Here is an 18,750-nt window from a genome sequence, read left to right as displayed (position 1 = left end):
GCTCAGTCCGTCTTGCCCATACCGCGCTTGGCTTTGCTGTGGCCATAGGTGCGCGGTGTGCTGTAGTAGTCGATGGTGGGGGCGGCGAGGTTCATCAGCAGCACGGCAAAGGCCACCGCGTCGGGGTAACCACCCCAGGCGCGGATCACATACACCAGAATGCCGACGCCAGCGCCAAAGATCAGCCGGCCCAGCTTGCTGGTGGCGCCTGAGACCGGGTCGGTGACGATGAAGAACGCGCCCAGCATGGTGGCGCCGCTGAACAGATGAAACAGCGGCGAGCCGTTGGAGTCCGAGCCGCTGCCATTCCAGAACAGCAGGCTCATCAGTGCCAGGGCGCCAAGCATGCCAACAGGGGCGTGCCAGCTGTAGATGCGTTTGTACAGGAGCGCGGCGCCACCCAGCAGGTAGGCCAGGCTGACCCACTCCCAGCCGTAGCCGGCAAACTGGCCGAAGACTGGCTTGGCAGCGTGTAGCTCCGCTATGGTCAGGCTGCTGTTGGTCTTGACCACATCCAGTGGGGTTGCCTGGGTCCAGCCGTCTATTGCGCCGCCGTGCAGGAAGATACGACTCAAACCTTCCACCAGGCCGAGTGTGGCCTGCACATCCGGCACAGCGGCCTCGATGCCGCGCCAGGCTGGCCAGCTGGTCATCTCGACCGGGAAGGAAATCAGCACTACCACGTAGCCCAGCATCGCCGGGTTGAAGGGGTTCTGGCCCAGGCCACCATACAGCTGCTTGCCGAACACAATCGCGAAGCTGACCGCAACCAGGGTGAGCCACCAGGGCGCGTAGGGCGGTAGCGCCAGGGCCAGCAGCCAGGCGGTCACCAGTGCGCTGCCATCGCGCAGGAAGAAACCGATGGGGCGTTTGCGGACCCACAGGATCAGCGCCTCGACAGCCAGAGCGATGGCGCTGGCATAGAGAATGTTGATCAGGGTGCCAAAGCCGAAGAACCAGGTCATGGTCAGCACGCCGGGCAAGGTGGCGCCCAGTACCCAAAGCATGATGGTCTGGGTGTGGTTGTTGCCCTTGGCGTGGGGGGAGGTCATGCGAACCAGCGCCATCAGTTGGTCTCCTTGCTGGCCATGTAGTCGGCGAAGGCCTTGGCGGCAACGTCGAGTGCGGCGCGGGCCGTGTCGAGGTTCTGTTGGGCGGCGGTGGTATCCGCGTCGGCCTCGCTGGGTTCTTTCAGCTCCCGTTCGGCCCGTTTGAAGTCAGCCTTGCAGGTCGCCATGGCGGTCTTCAGGGTACGCAGTTGCTCATCAACCGGTTTCTTGTCCACCAGTTGGCGCTGCGGTGGTGGAATCGGGCTGCTGTTTTCTGCTTCATGCAGGGCCGTTTCAGCGCTCTGATAGGCCTGTTGCTGGCTTGCCAGCTGAGCCTGCAGGTCAGCATCGTCCGGGTTCTCACCCAGAGCGCGTTCGGTTTTTTTCAGCGCAGCGCGTGCCATGGCCAGATCCAGCTTGGCCTGCTTGAGCTTTTCGTCCACCGGCTTCTTGGGCGCGGTACTGGCCGGGATGCGGGCGTCGGCCGCCTCGACCTGCTCACGCAACTTGGTGATCTCGGCCTGCTGTTCTTCGCTCGGGCTGTCGCCAGCGTTGCGCTCTGCCTTCTTCAGGGCGGCACGCAGCATGGCGGCCTCAATCTTCAGCTTCTTGACCTCATCGTCGCCGCCGGCCTGGGGCGCTGCTGCGGCGGGTTGGCTGCTGGCCTGGCCCTGGGCCTTGTCGAAGGCCTCCTGCGCTTCGCGCGCAGCGTGTTCGAGCTGCGAGATCTGCGCCTGCAGGTCGGCGTTGTCCGGGTTGGCGGTCAGTTGCTTCTGTGCTTTCTTCAGCGCCATTTGTGCAGTGGCGGCAGCGATCTTCAGTTGCTTCTGCTCGGGTGACAGGGCGCCCGCTTTCGGCGCCGGTGCAGCGCTCGCCGGCGTGCTGTCACCGGAATCGGCTTGCTTGGCGGCCTCTGCCTCTTTAGCAGCCTTGATGCGGGCGGCCTTTTCGGCGCGGGCCAGGCGGTCACGCTCCTTCTGTTCGGCCTCGCGCTGCAGGCGCTCCTGACGGTGCTCGAAGCGTTGGCGGGAGTGGTCGGCCTTGTGTTGCTGCAAGTCCAGAGCGCGTATCTCGGACTTGGCGGCGCGGTAGTACTGCACCAGCGGAATGCTGCTGGGGCAGACGTAGGAGCAGGCGCCGCATTCGATGCAGTCGAACAGGTGCTGACGCTTGAGCTGGTCATAGTCCTTGCCCAGGGCAAAGAAGTGCAACTGCTGCGGCAGCAGGCTGGCCGGGCAGGCCTCGGCACAGAGGCCACAACGGATGCAGGGCTGTGCCGGGGGCGGCGGCGGCAGTTCTTCACGGGTGCCGGCGAGCAGGCAGTTGGTGGTTTTGACGATGGGCGCATCCAGGCTTTGCAGGGTAAAGCCCATCATTGGCCCGCCCATGACCAGGCGATACAGCTTGTCGGGCTGCAGACCGGCAAAGGCAAGCAGCTCACGCATCGGTGTGCCGATCAATGCTTCAACGTTGGTTGGGTGGCTCAGGGCTTCGCCGGTCAGGGTGGTGATGCGCTTGATCAGCGGCTGACCGAGCAGCACCGCGTCGTGGATCGCCAGCAGCGTGCCGATGTTCTGGCAAACCATGCCGAGGTCGGCTGGCAGCCCGCCGCTCGGTACTTCCTTGCCGGTCAGAATCTGAATCAGCTGCTTTTCGCCGCCGGAGGGGTATTTGGTCGGGAACACCACCACCTGCATGGCGCGCTCGCCAACCGCCGCGCGCATGGCCTGTGCGGCTTCGGGCTTGTTGTCCTCAATGCCGATCAGCACCTGCTCGGGCTGCAGCACGTGCATCAGAATCTCGATGCCGCTGATGATCTGCTCTGCGCGGTAGCGCATGGCGCTATCATCGGCGGTGATGTAAGGCTCACACTCGGTGCCGTTGATGATCAGCGTGTGGATTTTTTGCTCGGGCCTGGCGTTCAGCTTGATGGCAGTCGGAAAGCCGGCGCCGCCCAGACCGCTGACGCCGGCCTGGCGGATCAGCTCCAGCAGGGTGGCTGGCTGCAGGCTGCGGAAATCGGCAACCGGTTGCAGCGGGCACCAGCGGTCTTCGCCGTCAGCCTCAATATGAACGGCCCATTCCTCAAGGCCGGAGGCGTGCGGGTAGGGCGCTGGCCCGATGGCGGTGACTGTGCCGGAGGTCGGCGCGTGCACAGGGCAACTGACCAGGCTACTGGCCTCGGCGATCATCTGCCCTTTGAGTACCTGGTCGCCAACCGCGACGCAGGGTTCGGCACGACCACCCAGGTGCTGCTGCAGCGGCACGACTAACTGCGCGGGCAGCGGCGGGGTTTCAATGCCATGGCCGAGGGATTGGGTTTTGTTCTCGGCCGGGTGAATACCACCGGGAATGTCCCAGATACGGATCGGGGTAGCTGCGGTCATCAGGCGGCTCCCCGGCTGGCGTCAGTGGCGATCAGGGCAGCGTTGGGCAGTGGGAAATCCCACTTCCAGCTTTGCGGCGTGGTAGGCAGCGGCAGCATGTCGATGCAGTCGACCGGGCAGGGCTCTACGCAGAGGTCGCAGCCGGTGCACTCATCGGTGATGACCGTGTGCATCTGCTTGGCGGCGCCGAGGATGGCATCTACTGGGCAGGCCTGGATACATTTGGTGCAGCCGATGCATTCGGCCTCGCGAATGTAGGCGACCATGCGGGGTTTTTCTTCGCCGTGTTCGGCGTCCAGCGGTAGCGCTTCAACATCCAGCAGGTCCGCCAGCGCCTGAATGGTGGACTCGCCACCGGGCGGGCACTTGTTGATCGGCTCGCCGTTGGCGATGCCTTCGGCGTAGGGACGGCAGCCGGGGTGTCCGCACTGGCCGCATTGGGTTTGCGGCAGCAGGTCGTTGATCTGATCGACAATAGGGTCGCCGTCGACCTTGAAGCGGACAGCGGCAAAGCCGAGTACGGCGCCGAAGATCAGCGCCAGCCCCAGCAGAACGAGTACGGCAGTAATGATCATCGACATGCTTACAACCTTATCAGGCCGGTGAAGCCCATAAAGGCCAGCGACATCAGGCCCGCAGTGATCATGCCGATGGCGGCGCCGCGGAAGGGCGTGGGTACGTCAGCAATGGCGATGCGCTCACGCAGGCCGGCAAACAGGATGAGGATCATCGAGAAGCCGATCGCCGCGCCAAGGCCATAGGTGGCGGACTTCATGAAGGTTTGCTCGGCGCGGTTGGTGTTCAGCAGTGCCACGCCCAGTACCGCGCAGTTGGTGGTGATCAGCGGCAGGAAGATACCCAGCACCCGGTAGAGCAGCGGGCTGGTCTTGTGCACCACCATCTCGGTGAACTGCACCACAACCGCGATGACCAGAATGAAGGAAATGGTGCGTAGAAACTGCAGATCCAGCGGCACCAGGATGTACTGAAACGTCAGGTAACTGAGAATCGACGCCAGGGTCAGTACAAAGGTGGTGGCGGCAGACATGCCGATGGCCGTCTCCAGTTTGCCGGACACGCCCATGAAGGGGCACAGTCCGAGGAACTGCACCAATACGAAATTGTTGACCAGTATGGTACTGACCAGAATAAGGGCAAATTCAGCCATTAACCCAACCCCATGTGTGGCCCGGTCGCGCCACTCTCTCGGTGGCTGCGCCGGTCCAGGCTAATCAAGGCGGCGGTCCGCCTCTGTACTGCGTGCTACAGACTATTTTACGCGCTGACCGGGTTTTGCGCCCTGGTCCGGGCTAAGCAGGAAGATATCTTCGCCGCCAGGGCCGGCCGCCAGCACCATGCCTTCGGAGACACCAAACTTCATCTTGCGCGGCGTCAGGTTGGCAACGTAAAGGGTCAGTCGGCCTTCGAGCTTGCTCGGGTCCGGGTAGGCGCTCTTGATGCCTGAGAAAACGTTGCGCTTGGCGTCGCCAATATCCAGGCTCAGGTGCAGCAGCTTATCGGCGCCTTCAACAAATTCACATTTCTCGATCAGCGCGACACGCAGGTCTACAGCGGCAAAGGCGTCGAAGTTGATTTCATCGGCCAGCGGCTCTTTGACCAGCTCACCGTTGCCAACGGGCGCAGTGCTGTTGGCGGCTGCCAGGTCTTCCTTGGACGCTTCGATCATGGCGTCGATCTTGGCTGACTCGATGCGGGCCAGCAGCGGCTTGAACGCGTTGAGCTGGTGATTGCTCAGCAGCTGTGTGTGGTCTTCCCAGCGTAGCGGAGCAACGTTGAGGAAGGCCTCGGCGTCTGCCGCCAGGGTGGGCAGCACCGGCTTGAGGAAGATTATCAACTGGCGGAACAGGTTGATGCCCAGTGAACAAATCGCCTGGACTTCATCCTGCTTGCCTTCCTGCTTGTTCAGTGCCCAGGGCGCCTTGTCGGCGATCCAGGCATTGGCCTTGTCGGCCAGCGCCATGATCTCGCGCATGGCGCGGGAGAAGTCGCGCTTCTCATAGGCATCGGCGATGCTCGGCGCGGCGGCAACAAAGGCGCTGCTCAGCTCAGGCGCCGGGTTGGCCTCTACCATGACGCCGCCGTTGCCCTTGTGAATAAAGCCCGCGCAGCGGCTGGCGATGTTGACCACCTTGCCGACCAGGTCAGAGTTGACCTTCTGCACGAAGTCTTCCAGGTTCAGGTCCAGATCTTCCACGCCACGGCCCAGCTTGGCCGCGTAGTAGTAGCGCAGGTACTCGGGGTTGAGATGATCCAGGTAGGTGCGGGCCTTGATGAAGGTGCCGCGTGACTTGGACATCTTCTGACCGTTAACGGTCAGGTAGCCATGCACGTTGACGGCGGTCGGCTTGCGGAAGCCTGCGCCTTCCAGCATGGCCGGCCAGAACAGGGTGTGGAAGTTGACGATGTCCTTGCCGATGAAGTGGTAAAGCTCGGCGCTGGAATCGGCGTTCCAGTAGGCATCAAAACTCAGTTCGGGGCGACGATCGCACAGGTTCTTGAAACTGGCCATGTAGCCGATAGGCGCGTCCAGCCACACATAGAAGTACTTGCCGGGCTCGCCGGGAATCTCGAAGCCGAAGTAGGGCGCATCACGGCTGATGTCCCATTCCTGCAGGCCGCTATCGAGCCATTCGGCGATCTTGTTGGCCACCGCATCTTGCAAGGAGCCGCTGCGGGTCCACTGCTTGAGCATGTCGCTGAAGTCCTGCAGGCGGAAGAAGAAGTGCTTGGAGTCTTTCAGCACCGGCGTGGCGCCGGAAATGGCCGAGCGCGGGTCTTTCAGCTCGGTCGGCTCATAGGTGGCGCCGCATTTCTCGCAGTTGTCGCCGTACTGGTCTTCGGCCGCGCACTTGGGGCAGGTGCCCTTGATGAAGCGGTCAGCCAGGAACATGCCCTTTTCCGGGTCAAAGTACTGGGTGACCGAGCGGGTGCTGATGTGGCCGGCGTCTTTCAGACGGGTGTAGATCAGCTCCGACAGCTCGCGATTCTCCTCCGAATGGGTGGAGTGGAAGTTGTCGAAGTTGACCAGAAAGTCGGCGAAGTCAGCCGCGTGCTCGGCGTGCACATTGTCGATCAGCTGCTCGGAGGTAATGCCTTCTTTCTCGGCGCGCAGCATGATGGCGGAGCCGTGGGCGTCGTCAGCGCAGACATACACAGCCTGATGGCCGCGCAGCTTCTGGAAGCGAACCCAGATATCGGTCTGGATGTACTCCAGCATATGCCCCAGGTGAATCGAGCCATTGGCGTAGGGCAGGGCGCTGGTAACAAGGATCTGACGAGTCGCGGCGATATCGGACATGGGCGTTTGGAACACTTTGCGGTTGAACGTGAAAGGGCTGGGATGATAGCAGAAGGGGCGCTGCGGGGGGAGGCTTGACGGTGCTTGGGCTGGTCGCTGTACCGATAGCTGTCGTCACAACTGTACCTTGCCGGGGTGGCCGGGTGAGGCGTATAAGAGCCTGCTTGCAAGGAGGCTTCATGTCCGACCTTTCTCTCTCATCTGCTTCACTCTCGCCCCGAGCTGGCCGCCGTGAATGGCTGGGCCTGGCTGTTCTGGTGCTGCCGACGTTGCTGCTGGCGCTGGATATGACGGTACTGCACCTGGCGGCGCCGCGGTTGAGCGCGGACCTTGAGCCCACCAGCGCAGAGCTGCTGTGGATACTGGATATTTACGGCTTTATGGTGGCGGGCTTTCTGATCACCATGGGCACGCTGGGCGACCGCATTGGCCGCCGTCGACTGCTGCTGATTGGCGCCTGCGCCTTTGGCCTGGCCTCCATCGCCGCTGCCTTTGCCAACTCGGCAGCCATGTTGATTGCTACCCGGGCCTTGCTGGGCATCGCGGGTGCAACGCTGATGCCCTCTACTCTGGCGCTGATCCGCAATCTGTTTCACGTCGAGCATGAGCGCACGCTCGCCATCACTATCTGGATGACCGGGTTTATTGTAGGCAGCGCCATTGGGCCACTGGTGGGCGGCGTGATGCTGGCGTGGTTCTGGTGGGGCTCGGTGTTCTTGCTGGCGGTGCCGGTGATGCTGTTGTTGCTGCTGGTCGGTCCCTGGCTACTGCCAGAGTCCCGTGACCCAAGCGCCGGCAAGCTGGACCTGCCCAGCGCGTTGCTCTGCATTAGCGCGGTACTGCTGCTGATTTTCGCAATCAAGGATGGTGCGCGCGATGGCATCAATCTGCTGGCGGGGCTCAGCTTGTTTGCTGCGCTGCTGACCGGCACCTTGTTTGTCCGGCGGCAGCGTCGGCTGGCCGACCCTATGTTTGACCTGACGCTGTTCCGCAAGCCGAGCTTCAGCGTGTCGGTGGCGGCGATGTTGCTGTGCATCCTGGCGCTATCCGGCAGCTGGTTGATGATCTTTCAGTTTTTGCAAGGTGTCAGTGGCCTCAGTGCCCTGCAGGCGGGGCTGGTGATGCTGCCTTCTGCGCTGCTGCAGACGGCTGCATCGTTGTTGGTTCCCCGGTTGTCGCGCTGGCTGGCGCCAGCCTGGTTGATCAGCGGTGGCTTGCTGCTGGCGGCCGGCGGTTTGGGTTTAATGCTGGCTATCAGTGCTGACAGCAGCCTGCTGGTGATGGTGGCAGCGAGTGTTCTGCTGGGCATTGGCGTGATGCCGATGATGATTCTGGGTACTGACCTGGTGATTGGTTCGGCGCCGCCCGAGAAAACCGGCGCCGCCGCCGCGACCTCGGAAACCGCGACAGAACTCGGTATGGCCATGGGTATCGCGGTCATTGGCAGCGTTGGCGCCACGCTCTATCGCAGCCAGATGGAGCAGCAGCTGCGCGGTGTGTTGGACAGCCATCAACTGGCAGTCGCCAGCGACACCATCGGCGGGGCGATGGGCGTGGTGGCCCAACTGCCACCGGGGCAACTGGAGCAGGTGCACGCGGCAATCAACAGCAGCTTTACTCTGGCGCTGCACGCCAATGCGCTGATCGGCGTGGTAATCATGCTGTCTGCCGCCTTGCTGGTGGCGCTCTGCCTGCGGCAGGTGCGTGGTGCTGGCGCTCACTGAGATATGGCAATAAGTTGCGCAAGTGGCGGCTGAAAGCTGCGCTAAATCGGGTTGGTAAGCGGTCTAATATGTCGTGTTGTGCGTTATGTTTTATTCGTATCTATATGATTTTTAAGTGTTCTGTATTGGTTGGCATGCGCCTTGTTATAGATGGGGACCGGAATGATCCGGCAACCTCATTAGCAAGGAGCACCCATGCCAACTCCCGCATACCTGACCATCGAAGGCACCAAGCAGGGCCTGATTACCGCCGGTACATTCACCGAAGATTCGGTCGGCAATATCTTTCAGGAAGGCCACGAGGATCAGGTTCTGGTTCAAGGCTTTGATCATCAGGTGATCATCCCCCGCGACCCGCAATCTGGCCAACCGACCGGCCAGCGCGTGCACAAGCCGCTGATGATCACCAAGGTGTTCGATAAATCCTCGCCGCTGATTTTCAATGCCCTGACCTCGGGCGAGCGTCTGTCTCGCTGCCGCCTGGAGTGGTATCGCACCTCGGCCACGGGCACCCAGGAGCACTATTTCACCATCGAACTGCAGGACGCCATTATTGTGGATGTGCAGTCCCACATGCCCAACTGCCAGGACCCGGGCAAGGCGCATTTCACCCATCTGGAAGACGTGTATTTCACCTACCGCAAGATCGTCTGGACCCACGAAGTGTCCGGTACCTCCGGCTCGGATGACTGGCGCAGCCCCATCGCTGCCTGATCTGTCTGGCAGTGATAAACGGCCCCAGCGCTTATGGCGCCGGGGCCGTTTTGTTTCAGCTGTATCGAGACAAGGGTCGCCCTTGTCTCGCGGGCGGCGCAGGTGGCAGTATCGGACTCCCTGACAACAACAACCGCAAGGGCACCCGATGACCGCTGCACCCTACCGCCTGTATGGCGCCTCTCACTCCTTGTACACCGGTAAGGTTCGCTGTTATATGCGCAACCAGGGCATCGACTACGTCGAGCTGCCCACCTGGCATCCGGACTTTGCTGCTCGCATCCTGCCGCAGATTGGTCGCGGCATCATTCCTGTGCTGGAAACGCCTGAGGGGCGGGTTATTCAGGACAGCATCGACATCATCGACTATCTGGAAGCTCAAGGAGTGCCTTGGCCGGTCTATCCGCAATCGCCGTTGTTGCACATCCTGGCCATCATCATCGAGTACTACGGCTGCCAGGCGATGCTCAAGCATGCCATGCATTACCGCTGGAGCTATCGCGAAGAGCAGGAAGACTTTCTGCGTTGCGCGTTTACCTTGGGCTCCGGCGCCGAAATGGCTGAGCAGATCATGGGCCGCATGAATTCCTACCTGCCGCGCCTGGGCGTCAACCCCGGCAGTATTGAGCAGATTGAAACCTCCTATCACGAGCTGCTGGCGTTATTGGATGCGCATTTCGCCCAGATGCCGTACCTGTTGGGCTCGCGCCCCTCGATTGCTGACTATGGGTTGATTGCGCCGCTGTTTGCGCACCTCGGCCGTGACCCGGTGCCGCTGGCACTGATGCAGCAACGAGCGCCTCGGGTACACCGCTGGGTTGAGCGTATGACGGCGCCAGGGCTGGACTGCGTCGAGTATCCCGAGCAAGTACCGGCTTTTCTGGATGACGGTCCGTTGCCGGCAACCCTGCAGGCGCTACTAAGGCACATCTCAGGCGAGATTTTTCCCGAGCTAACCGACAAGCTCGCGTTTATGGACGCCTGGGTCAGTGAGCAGCAGCCGGCGGACGGCAGTCCGGTAACCACGCGCCCGCAGGTGCGGCAGATTGGGTTGGTGCAGACCCAGTTTCGCGGTGCCGCTATTGAGGTTGGGGTGGAGCCATACTTGCTGTACGTGCTGCAGCGGGGCACCGCCGTGCTGGATGCCCAGCCTGCAGACCAACAGCAGACGTTGCTCGCCACGCTGGACCAGCTGGGGCTGAGTGCGGCGCTGCCAAGGGGGCGCAGCTATCAGGTGGGCCGGCGCAACAACCTGGAGTGTTGGCTCAGGGCTTAGGGCGAGGTGGCGTAGCGTTGTTGGCTGTCGCGCAGCGGCTGGGCTGGGGGGCCGGGCTGCATGTAGCTCTGGAATGCGGCGTCAAACTGGTCGGCAAGTTGCTGGGCCTGCGGGTGCTTACCGGATATCACGTACACCAGCGGCCACTCGTCCAGCTGATTGCAGCGTGTACCGTGTAGGGGGTAGTCCTGCAGGGCTTCCTGCACAGGGTGGCCATAGCTGATCACATACTGGGCGCGGCCGCGCAGCAACAACTCCATGGCTGCCTGGTTGTTGGGCGCGACGATGGGCGCGTGCTGGTTATTGCTGAACAGGCTGTTCAACTGCTCGCGGTAGGTGTAGCCACGGATCAGAACCAGCTGCTGGTCGGCTAGATCCTCGAGGCTGCTTACCGCCGGCGTGCTTTCCAGAGCGAACGCGCAGAGCTTGACCTTGATACCCAGGGGCTGGCTCTCAACGGTGAAGTTCTGTAGCGCAGGCACATTGGGGGAGCCGGGCCAAAAGTCGATGTCGCCGTTATTGAGTGTGTGGTAAATGCGGTTGATTGGGTAGTTGATCCACTTGATGCGATAGCCGTTCAGGGCGGCCAGCTCGTTGGTCAGGTCGATGATGGTGCCTTGGGCATTGCCGTGTTCGTCGGTGTAGGCAATCGGCGGGAAGGTGATATAACCGGCGCGCAGCTCAGGCAAGACCTGGTCAGCCCGAACACCGATGGGCGTCAGCAGGGTAAGCGCTGCGCAGAGCACCAGCAGGTGCCGGCGCCCATGCATTGACCGTCGACTTATCATTGTTATTTTTCATTCAGATGACAGGGTGCTCAGTCAGGGTAGCGCTGCGCAGTGCCGGCGTCGACCCATGCCACCCGAATGGGTGATCAACGGCGCTGTTACTGAGCCTTCACCGAGTCGAGAATTGCGCTCAGGTAGGGCTTGTGGGTATCAATTTCGCTGCGGCTGAGACCGTTCAACTCGTAGGGAAACACCAGCCAGTCTTCCGTTGTGTGCAGGCAAAAGTCCGGCTGCAGGCTGGTTTTGGCGGCGCCAGCACGCTTATAGAGCGTGGCGATGCGGGTATCAGTCGGCATGTTGCGTTTGAGTTGCGCCTTCAGCTTGCCCAGCACGGCCTGCACGCTGTGGCCCGTGCCAAAGGCGTCATCAACAATCAGCAGGCGATCATCCTGGTTAAGGTTGTCCAGCAGGTAGTGTGTGCCGTGCACGCGAATTTCTGCTTCCGGCGCGGCAACCATGGCGTCGTAATGTTCCATACCGCGATAGGAGGTGCGCAGGGCGATATGGTCAGTCTTCACGCCTAGGGTCTGCAGGCACTCCTGCACGTAGATGCCCACTGTGCTGCCGCCACGCCACAGACCCACGATAAAATTGGGGCGGAAGCCGCTTTCAAAAACCTGCACGCCAAGGCGAAAGGCGTCTTCGATCAATTGATTTTCATCGAGAAAACGGCGATTGCGAGGGCTGTGCTGCGGGGCGTCGGTTTGGGTCATGGCTTGCCAGGCTGCTCCGTCTGGTGTGATCATTGCGCGCTTTGGTGGCGCTTCCCGGGAGAAGCTTACGGTCTTATGGCTGAGAAACAATACCTGAGTGCACAAAGTCTGCTGGAAGATGCCTTCAAACTGGCAGCGCAGATCCTCAATTCCGGCTTTCGCCCGACCTTTATGATAGCGGTCTGGCGTGGCGGCGTCCCCATGGGCATCGCCGTGCAGGAATTTCTTGATTACCACGGCGTGCAGACGGACAACATTGCGATTCGTACCTCGTCTTACCATGGCATCGACCAGCAGGAGAAAGAGGTACGGGTGCATGGCCTCAACTACCTGGTCAAGCACATGACCCACGAGGACTCGCTGCTGATCGTCGATGATGTGTTTGATACCGGCCGCTCGGTTGAGGCGATCATTCAGGAGTTGAAAAACAAAGCCCGCCTCAATACTCCGCATGATATTCGCGTGGCGGTGCCTTACTACAAGCCCAGCCGCAACGAGCTGGACTGGGAGCCGCAGTACTTTTTGCACAGCACCGATGCCTGGCTCAAGTATCCGCATTCGCTGGAAGGCCTGAGCGCCGAGGAAATCAAGGCCAACCGCCCCGCGCTGTACGAGATTCTCAAGTCTCACCTGCCGTCCGCCTGAGCGGTCATCGCGCAGCCGCAGTGCTGCCTCCCTCTGTCTATGAATAGCCCCGAGTGCGCGCTTGGGGTGTATTCGCTTATGTGTTTTTATGTAACTTAATGGTCTCACTGATCGCGTAGAGTTATAAAAAGATTGCGCGCCACTGAAAAGGATACAATTAGTTAAATTTTCAGCTACTCAGCTTCGGCTGGCGACAGTAGCATGGCGATGTGCCTTCCCTCCCACTGCAGAGTGCGCCATGTTCAAAACAAAACTAAAAAAACTATACCAATCACAAGGACGTGACCTGGCAGAGCAGAAAGCTCAAATTACTGCATTGAAAACCCATATGGCCTGCCTTGAGTGCACGCCTAGTGGCCAGATCATCGACGCTAACGCACCGATGCTCAGCCTGCTTGGTTACCCGCGCGAAAAATTGCTTAGCCAGCCGCACAGCCAGCTCTGTGGGCAGGAGGATAGCGCCGAGCAACCGGACTTTTGGACTCTGCTGGCGCAAGGCCGCGCCTGCTCGGGTACCTATTGCCGGTTGCGCTCGGATGGTCAGCCGCTCTGGCTGGAGGCAACCTACGTGCCTGTACCCGATGCCAATGGCGCGGTGGAAAAGGTGGTAATGCTGGCCAGTGATGTGACAGCCGAACGTCGCGCCCGCCGTGATCAGCAGGCCCTGATGACCGCATTGGACAAGTCCCAGGCGGTCATCGAGTTCAGCCCGCAGGGCGACATCATCGCGGCCAATAGCAATTTTCTGGCGGCGGTTGGCTATTCGCTGCAGCAGATCAAGGGCAAGCACCACCGCATGTTCTGTACCGACAGTTTCAGTCAGCAGCATCCCAACTTCTGGGCCGAGCTGGGCCGCGGGGAGTTCAAATCAGGGCAGTTTGACCGCTTGAACAGCCACGGGCAGACCATTTGGCTGGAAGCTACCTACAACCCGATCTTTGATGAGCAGGGCAAGGTTATCAAGGTGGTGAAGTTTGCCAGTGATATCACCGTGCGCATCGAGCAGGGGCAGGCGGTACGCCAGGCAGCTGAGGTTGCCAGTAGCACCTCGGAGGAGACGGCTGCCATTGCCGAGCAAGGCATGGCGTCTTTGCAGGCAGCGGTGGACACCTCTGCGCGCATCGCCGCACAGGTGGCGGATGCGACGGCGCTGATTGCCCAGTTGAACGCCCAGTCGAAGAATATTGAGGAAATTGTCGCGACCATCTCCGCCATTGCCGATCAGACCAACCTGCTGGCGCTGAACGCGGCGATTGAGGCGGCCCGTGCCGGCGATCAAGGCCGTGGCTTTGCGGTCGTGGCGGATGAGGTGCGACAGCTGGCGGCGCGCACCAGCAAATCAACCTCGGAAATTGCCGACGTAGTGCAGCGTAACCGCGACCTGACCCGCAAGGTGACCGACACCATTGAGTCGGTCAGCCTTACCGCTGAAGAGGGTAGCCAGCGTACCCGTCAGGTCAGTTCCATCATGCAGGAAATCCATCAGGGTGCGGAGAACGTCTGCCGCACGACCTCTGGCCTGTTGAGCGTGCGCTGAGCGCCCAACAGGCCGTCAGCGCTGTTGCTCAGTTGCCGGCGCGGCGTAGTGCTTGAGGCGAGAAGTCGCGCGGGGTCAGGTTGGCGTCGAAGTTGTACATCGGCTCGTTGTTGTCCAGCCCGTCGACGAAGTAGTTGTTGTCCTGCAGGTGATAGAGCGTTTCCAGTGTGCTGCTGAACATTGGCACTTCGTAGTAGCTGATCGGATGGCTTTCCTGCAAGCCGATCAGCTCGCCGTTCTTGTCTCGCAGGTCTACCGCCAGAATCTGCCAGCTATCTTCATCGACGTAGAAGCGGCGTGCAGCGTAGGGGTGGTTGTAGCCGGTGCGCAGCGTAGCATCGACTACCCAGACGCGGTGACGTTCATAGCGCAGCAGCTCGGGGTTGAGCGTCCGTGGCAGTACGATGCGGTCGTAGGCGATACCCTGTTGATGAACCGCGTAGCTGTTGTAGGGCACCAGCATTTCCTGCTTGCCGACCAGATTCCACTCGTAACGGTCTGGTGCGCCGTTGAACGAGTCGACCACATCGGCGGTAGCCAGGTCGCTGGTGTCTGGTTGTACCGAGTCGTAGGCCAGCAACGGCAGACGGCGTACGCGGCGGCTGTCGGGGCTGTAGCGCCAGGCGCGGCGAGTGGTCAGCACCTGGTCTAGCGGGTCTTGCACAACCAGCGCGGTGCCGGCCAGTTTGGCCGGTGCGGTGACCACATACTTGTAGTACAGCAGGGTGTTGTTCAGCGCTGCGGTAGTCATGCCCTCGCGGTTATAGACGTAGTAGATGGCGCGGTCACGCTTGATCAGGTTGCTGTTGCCGTTGATGACCACTGCCTGATTGTTGACAAAGTGATTCTGGTCGCCCTTGTAATGCAGGATGTGGTTCCAGATAACTTCCATGCCTTCCTGCGGAATCGGGAAGGGAATGCCGGCAGCGGCGCCGCGGATGCCGTTGCCGTTGGCAATCAGCTCGGCGCGGGTCGCGTTGTCGCGGGTTGCGCGGTAAATGCGCTCGGGCACTGCGGCACTGCGTTGGGTGGGGAACACCCTCAGGTAATAGTCGGGGTGGCGGCTCAGCAGGTTGGCCAGACCCTCCGGAAGTACCTCACGGTAGGTGTCCAGGTTGCTGCTATCGACGCGATAGAGTTCACTGTCTGCGGCGTAGGGGTCGGGGTGATGCATGCCGCGCTGGTAATTGGCCGGAGGTGTGGCGCCGCCGGTCCAGGCAGGGATCGAACCGTCGGCATTGGCCGCCTGTTCTGCACCGAGCGGTGTGAGGTCGCGCCCCAGGCGCTGGGCCTGACTTGCGTCGACCTTGGCATGGGCCTGAACCGCCGCGCAGGCGAGGGCGGCGATGGCAAACATCCTGTACATGAGCTGACTCCTTGCAATCGGCGGACAGCAGCATAACGTCAGGCCGAATGCAGCGGGTGGGTAAATGAGAATAGGCCCGAAACACCTGGGCGGCGCGGATTGTATCCCCATTCGGACAACAGCTGCGATCCTCATACAAAAAGTTACCGCGAATGCTCAATAGTGCGACAGCTGTCACATACAAAACGCTATTCACGGTCCGGTCACGGCGTTGTCACGGCTGGACGGTGAAGGTGGTGAGGCGGTTTTCCTTCCTCAACCTCAAAAAGGAGTTTGGTATGCGACACCCCCTACAGTTGCTTGCTGTGCTGGCCGCTGCGCTGGCGGCCAGCTTGAGTACTGGCGCGCTGGCTGGCGCCGATGAACGTGAACACCATGCACGGCCGGGGCATGGCCAGGGTGGCGGGCACGGCTACGGCCAGCTGCGTGAACCTGTCCAGCTTGGTCCGCGCCCACAGTGGCTGGTGGACGATATGGACGCCGGACCGCTAAAACGTCGCCTGCAGCGCTGCGAGGTGAAGCAGCCGCGTCGATCACGCTTCTCGATCGGTCACCGGGGGGCTCCGTTGCAGTTTCCCGAGCACACTCGCGAATCCTACGTGGCGGCGGCGCGCATGGGTGCCGGGATACTGGAGTGTGATGTTGCCTTCACCCAGGACCGCCAGCTGGTATGCCGTCACGCCCAGAATGACCTGCACACCACTACCAATATCGTGGCAATACCCGAGCTTAACGCCAAGTGCACCCAGCCCTTTGTGCCTGCAGACCCTGCGACCGGCACTAAAGCACAGGCTGAATGCCGTACCAGCGACATCACCCTGGCCGAATTCAAGCAGCTTGAAGGCAAGATGGACGCCTTTAACCCGGACGCTATGACGCCGGCCGAGTACCTGGAAGGCACGGCTGACTGGCGCACCGACCTTTACGCCAGCCGCGGCACCCTGATGACCCACCGAGAAAGCATCGAGTTGTTCCGCGAGCTGGGTGTACAGATGACCCCGGAGCTGAAAACCCCGGTGGTCGATATGCCCTATGAGGGTGACTACAGCCAGCAGGACTATGCGCGCCAGATGCTGCAGGATTATCTGGATGCCGGCGTGAGCCCGCGTAAGGTCTGGCCGCAGTCGTTCCGGCTGGAGGATGTGCTGTTCTGGATCAATGAGATGCCGGACTTCGCCGATCAGGCGGTATTTCTTGATGAGTCGCCGATTACCGCAGACACCGCATCGCTGGCCTACATGGAGTCTTTGCGCGCGCAGGGCGTGAAGGTGCTTGCGCCGGCGATCTGGAAGCTGCTGACATTGAATGGACGCGGTGAGATCGTGCCCTCAGAGTATGCCGAGAATGCCCGCAGCGCCGGCCTGGATATGATCGCCTGGTCGCTGGAGCGCTCCGGCCCGCTGGCAAATGGTGGGGGGTGGTATTACCAGAGCGTGCGCGACGCCATTGACAATGATGGTGACATGTACCAGGTGGTAGACGTGCTGGCACGTGATGTGGGCGTGATCGGCATTTTCTCCGATTGGCCGGCCACCGTGACCTGGTACGCCAACTGTATGGGGCTCAGGTAGCGTTGGAGGGGGCCGCCCGGGCGCTGCTGGTGTTGAGTTGACTGATCAACGGGTTCAACTGCCGCGCTGGGTCGGTCGGCTGTTGGGTGTTGCGCGCGCTGGCCTGCTGCTCGCGCAGCACCCGGCCCCCAAGGTTGCTGGCTGACTAAAGGCCGGCCTGACGCCAACCGCTTTTTTCAATCGGCCTGATTGGCTCATTTGATTTCTCGTGGAACGCGTCAAACGGCACGATTTGCCCATGCCAACAACGCTCTAAGGGAGAGACAGCATGAGTATTATCAAACGTTTTATCCAGCGCCCTGCCAGCAAGCCGCAACAGCCTGCGCCACAGGATCATCCCAACTTCTGGATGCGCTGAAATCGCGCCGCCGGGGCTCAGCCCTCGGCGGCGTCTGCTGCGGTTAGGTCAGCCAGTGCGTCGGGGCTGCTCTTGAACGCCTTGGCGAACACGTCGCGGTGGCGGGCCATGTAGATGCTGACGTCGTCGGCCAGCTGCTCGCCCAAACCCGGAACAGCACTTTGCAGTACCTCGGCCAGTGACTCGGCCAACTCCAGCATCTTGTCATGACGGTCGGCTTGGGCTTTATCCATGAACAGGCGCTCCGGGTCTCTGCTGCTGCGATATACGATTTCAACGGCCATACACACCTCTGGCTGGTCGGCAATGTCTTCGGACACGGCCGGTTGGCCGCTGCGGCATTGTACTGGATAAAAATACAGCTAATCAATCAGCGGCGACGATTGCTGAACACCTGGTTAAGTACTAGAGACGGAATGCGGTAAGGCAGAGACATGTGGTCTTCGCCGTCGATCAGTTGCTCGCTGACCCGCAGGCCGTGAATTGACAGGGGCTGCAGGCGCCGCGCCAGCGCGCTGGCGTCTTCGCGGGTGGCTGGTGAGTCTTGCTCGGCGGCGATCAGCGCAAGACTGGTGTGGGTAATCAGGGCCGGGTTGGCAGCCACTTGCCGCGCAAAGGCCTGTTCGTGCTCGAGCAAAAAGCGATCGCGCCACCATTGGCTGGGGCTGGCAGCTACCAGATGGTCGAACAGTGCGGGGCGGGTGAACAGTGTGTATAGCGCGAACATGCCGCCGAAGGAATGACCAAACAGGCTCTGCTGGTGCGGGTCGACCTCAAAGCGCTCGGCAACGGCGGGCATCAGCTGCTGTTCGATGAAGTCGAGCAGCTCATCCTGACCACCCTGTGGCGGGGTATTCAATCCCTCCGGCGCGGGCGGTGAGAAGTCATAGGAGCGACGCAAAAAGTTCAGCGGGTCGCTGCCGGGGTAGGCGATGCCGACGATGATGCTTTGCCGATAGGCTTTCAGGCCCCGCTTGGCGGAGTGAAACCCGGGAAAGTAGGCATTGGCATCCAGTATGTAGAGCACCGGGCGGGCGCCGGTCCAGGGCAGCTCGCCCTCTGGCAGGCTGATCATGATGCGGTAGGGCGTGCCGGCGGCGTTGTGCATCAACCATTGTTCGGTGCCGTCGAGAGTGACTGGTGACTGTCGGGCCGGCTCGGCAAGGGCGGCTGTACAGCAAAGCAGACTGAGCACTGCGCTGCAAACAAGACGAAACATGGAAAGCTCCAAATGCCCCGCGCCTAGGGGCTGTTGACGTTTCATTCACCCGCCTGCCGGAGGCTATTTTTTGGCCAGGCAAGG

General features: G+C 61.3%; 16 protein-coding genes. 6 read left to right on the top strand and 10 right to left on the bottom strand.

What is annotated here, in order from left to right; all coding sequences use genetic code 11:
• Positions 1–2: 2 nt before the first annotated feature.
• The 5 genes from rsxD to metG form a co-directional block, all read right to left on the bottom strand.
• Positions 3–1,067, bottom strand: a complete 1,065-nt coding sequence (gene rsxD, locus HV822_RS00510) for an electron transport complex subunit RsxD (RefSeq protein WP_238871732.1) — start codon at positions 1,065–1,067, stop codon at positions 3–5.
• The gene (gene rsxC, locus HV822_RS00505; protein WP_238871731.1) at positions 1,067–3,436 is read right to left on the bottom strand and encodes an electron transport complex subunit RsxC; all 2,370 of its coding nucleotides are present in this window, start codon (positions 3,434–3,436) and stop codon (positions 1,067–1,069) included. The genes rsxD and rsxC overlap by 1 nt, the downstream gene beginning before the upstream one ends.
• On the bottom strand, positions 3,436–4,017 hold the full coding sequence (gene rsxB, locus HV822_RS00500; RefSeq protein ID WP_083726306.1) for an electron transport complex subunit RsxB: 582 nt from the start codon (positions 4,015–4,017) through the stop codon (positions 3,436–3,438). Before rsxB ends, rsxC begins: the two co-directional genes overlap by 1 nt.
• 2 nt (positions 4,018–4,019) lie before the next feature.
• Positions 4,020–4,604, bottom strand: coding sequence for an electron transport complex subunit RsxA (gene rsxA / locus HV822_RS00495; protein WP_238871730.1), 585 nt, complete (start codon positions 4,602–4,604; stop codon positions 4,020–4,022).
• 102 nt (positions 4,605–4,706) lie between these two features.
• Positions 4,707–6,746, bottom strand: a complete 2,040-nt coding sequence (gene metG, locus HV822_RS00490; protein WP_238873659.1) for a methionine--tRNA ligase — start codon at positions 6,744–6,746, stop codon at positions 4,707–4,709.
• A gap of 188 nt (positions 6,747–6,934) precedes the next feature.
• Between metG and HV822_RS00485 the strand changes: the two genes are divergently transcribed.
• From HV822_RS00485 to HV822_RS00475, 3 genes are all read left to right on the top strand, one after another.
• A complete protein-coding gene (locus HV822_RS00485) occupies positions 6,935–8,479 on the top strand; it encodes an MFS transporter (RefSeq protein WP_238871729.1) in 1,545 nt (514 codons plus the stop codon).
• A gap of 195 nt (positions 8,480–8,674) precedes the next feature.
• Positions 8,675–9,193: an Hcp family type VI secretion system effector gene (locus HV822_RS00480; protein WP_238871728.1), complete on the top strand. Its 519-nt coding sequence runs from the start codon at positions 8,675–8,677 to the stop codon at positions 9,191–9,193.
• A 148-nt stretch (positions 9,194–9,341) separates the two neighbouring features.
• A complete protein-coding gene (locus tag HV822_RS00475) occupies positions 9,342–10,469 on the top strand; it encodes a glutathione S-transferase family protein (RefSeq protein WP_238871727.1) in 1,128 nt (375 codons plus the stop codon).
• Here the strand turns inward: HV822_RS00475 and HV822_RS00470 are convergent.
• Both HV822_RS00470 and HV822_RS00465 read right to left on the bottom strand, forming a co-directional pair.
• Positions 10,466–11,239, bottom strand: coding sequence for a substrate-binding periplasmic protein (locus tag HV822_RS00470; protein WP_238871726.1), 774 nt, complete (start codon positions 11,237–11,239; stop codon positions 10,466–10,468). The genes HV822_RS00475 and HV822_RS00470 overlap by 4 nt on opposite strands.
• Positions 11,240–11,355: 116 nt before the next feature.
• On the bottom strand, positions 11,356–11,970 hold the full coding sequence (locus HV822_RS00465) for a phosphoribosyltransferase (RefSeq protein ID WP_238871725.1): 615 nt from the start codon (positions 11,968–11,970) through the stop codon (positions 11,356–11,358).
• A gap of 75 nt (positions 11,971–12,045) precedes the next feature.
• Here HV822_RS00465 and HV822_RS00460 point away from each other — a divergent pair, with 75 nt between their 5' ends.
• Both HV822_RS00460 and HV822_RS18125 read left to right on the top strand, forming a co-directional pair.
• The gene (locus HV822_RS00460; RefSeq protein ID WP_238871724.1) at positions 12,046–12,615 is read left to right on the top strand and encodes a phosphoribosyltransferase; all 570 of its coding nucleotides are present in this window, start codon (positions 12,046–12,048) and stop codon (positions 12,613–12,615) included.
• Positions 12,616–12,943: 328 nt separating this feature from the next.
• Positions 12,944–14,152 (top strand): methyl-accepting chemotaxis protein, encoded by a 1,209-nt coding sequence (locus HV822_RS18125; protein ID WP_275419389.1) that lies wholly within the window; start codon positions 12,944–12,946, stop codon positions 14,150–14,152.
• A gap of 28 nt (positions 14,153–14,180) precedes the next feature.
• Here the strand turns inward: HV822_RS18125 and HV822_RS00445 are convergent, their stop codons facing one another.
• Positions 14,181–15,518, bottom strand: coding sequence for a DUF1329 domain-containing protein (locus HV822_RS00445; protein WP_238871723.1), 1,338 nt, complete (start codon positions 15,516–15,518; stop codon positions 14,181–14,183).
• A gap of 278 nt (positions 15,519–15,796) precedes the next feature.
• Between HV822_RS00445 and HV822_RS00440 the strand changes: the two genes are divergently transcribed.
• Positions 15,797–17,089 carry a glycerophosphodiester phosphodiesterase family protein gene (locus HV822_RS00440; protein ID WP_238871722.1) on the top strand — a complete coding sequence of 431 codons (1,293 nt, stop codon included), beginning with the start codon at positions 15,797–15,799 and terminating at the stop codon, positions 17,087–17,089.
• Between the two features lie 375 nt (positions 17,090–17,464).
• Here the strand turns inward: HV822_RS00440 and HV822_RS00435 are convergent, their stop codons facing one another.
• Positions 17,465–17,731, bottom strand: coding sequence for a YebG family protein (locus tag HV822_RS00435; RefSeq protein ID WP_238873658.1), 267 nt, complete (start codon positions 17,729–17,731; stop codon positions 17,465–17,467).
• Positions 17,732–17,817: 86 nt separating this feature from the next.
• On the bottom strand, positions 17,818–18,666 hold the full coding sequence (locus tag HV822_RS00430; RefSeq protein WP_238871721.1) for an alpha/beta hydrolase: 849 nt from the start codon (positions 18,664–18,666) through the stop codon (positions 17,818–17,820).
• Positions 18,667–18,750: the final 84 nt, after the last annotated feature.

The organism is Halopseudomonas maritima, assembly GCF_021545785.1.
Taxonomy (GTDB): Bacteria; Pseudomonadota; Gammaproteobacteria; order Pseudomonadales; family Pseudomonadaceae; genus Halopseudomonas; species Halopseudomonas maritima.
Note: the sequence above shows the minus strand (reverse complement) of the source record. Positions and strands in the feature narration are given on the sequence as shown.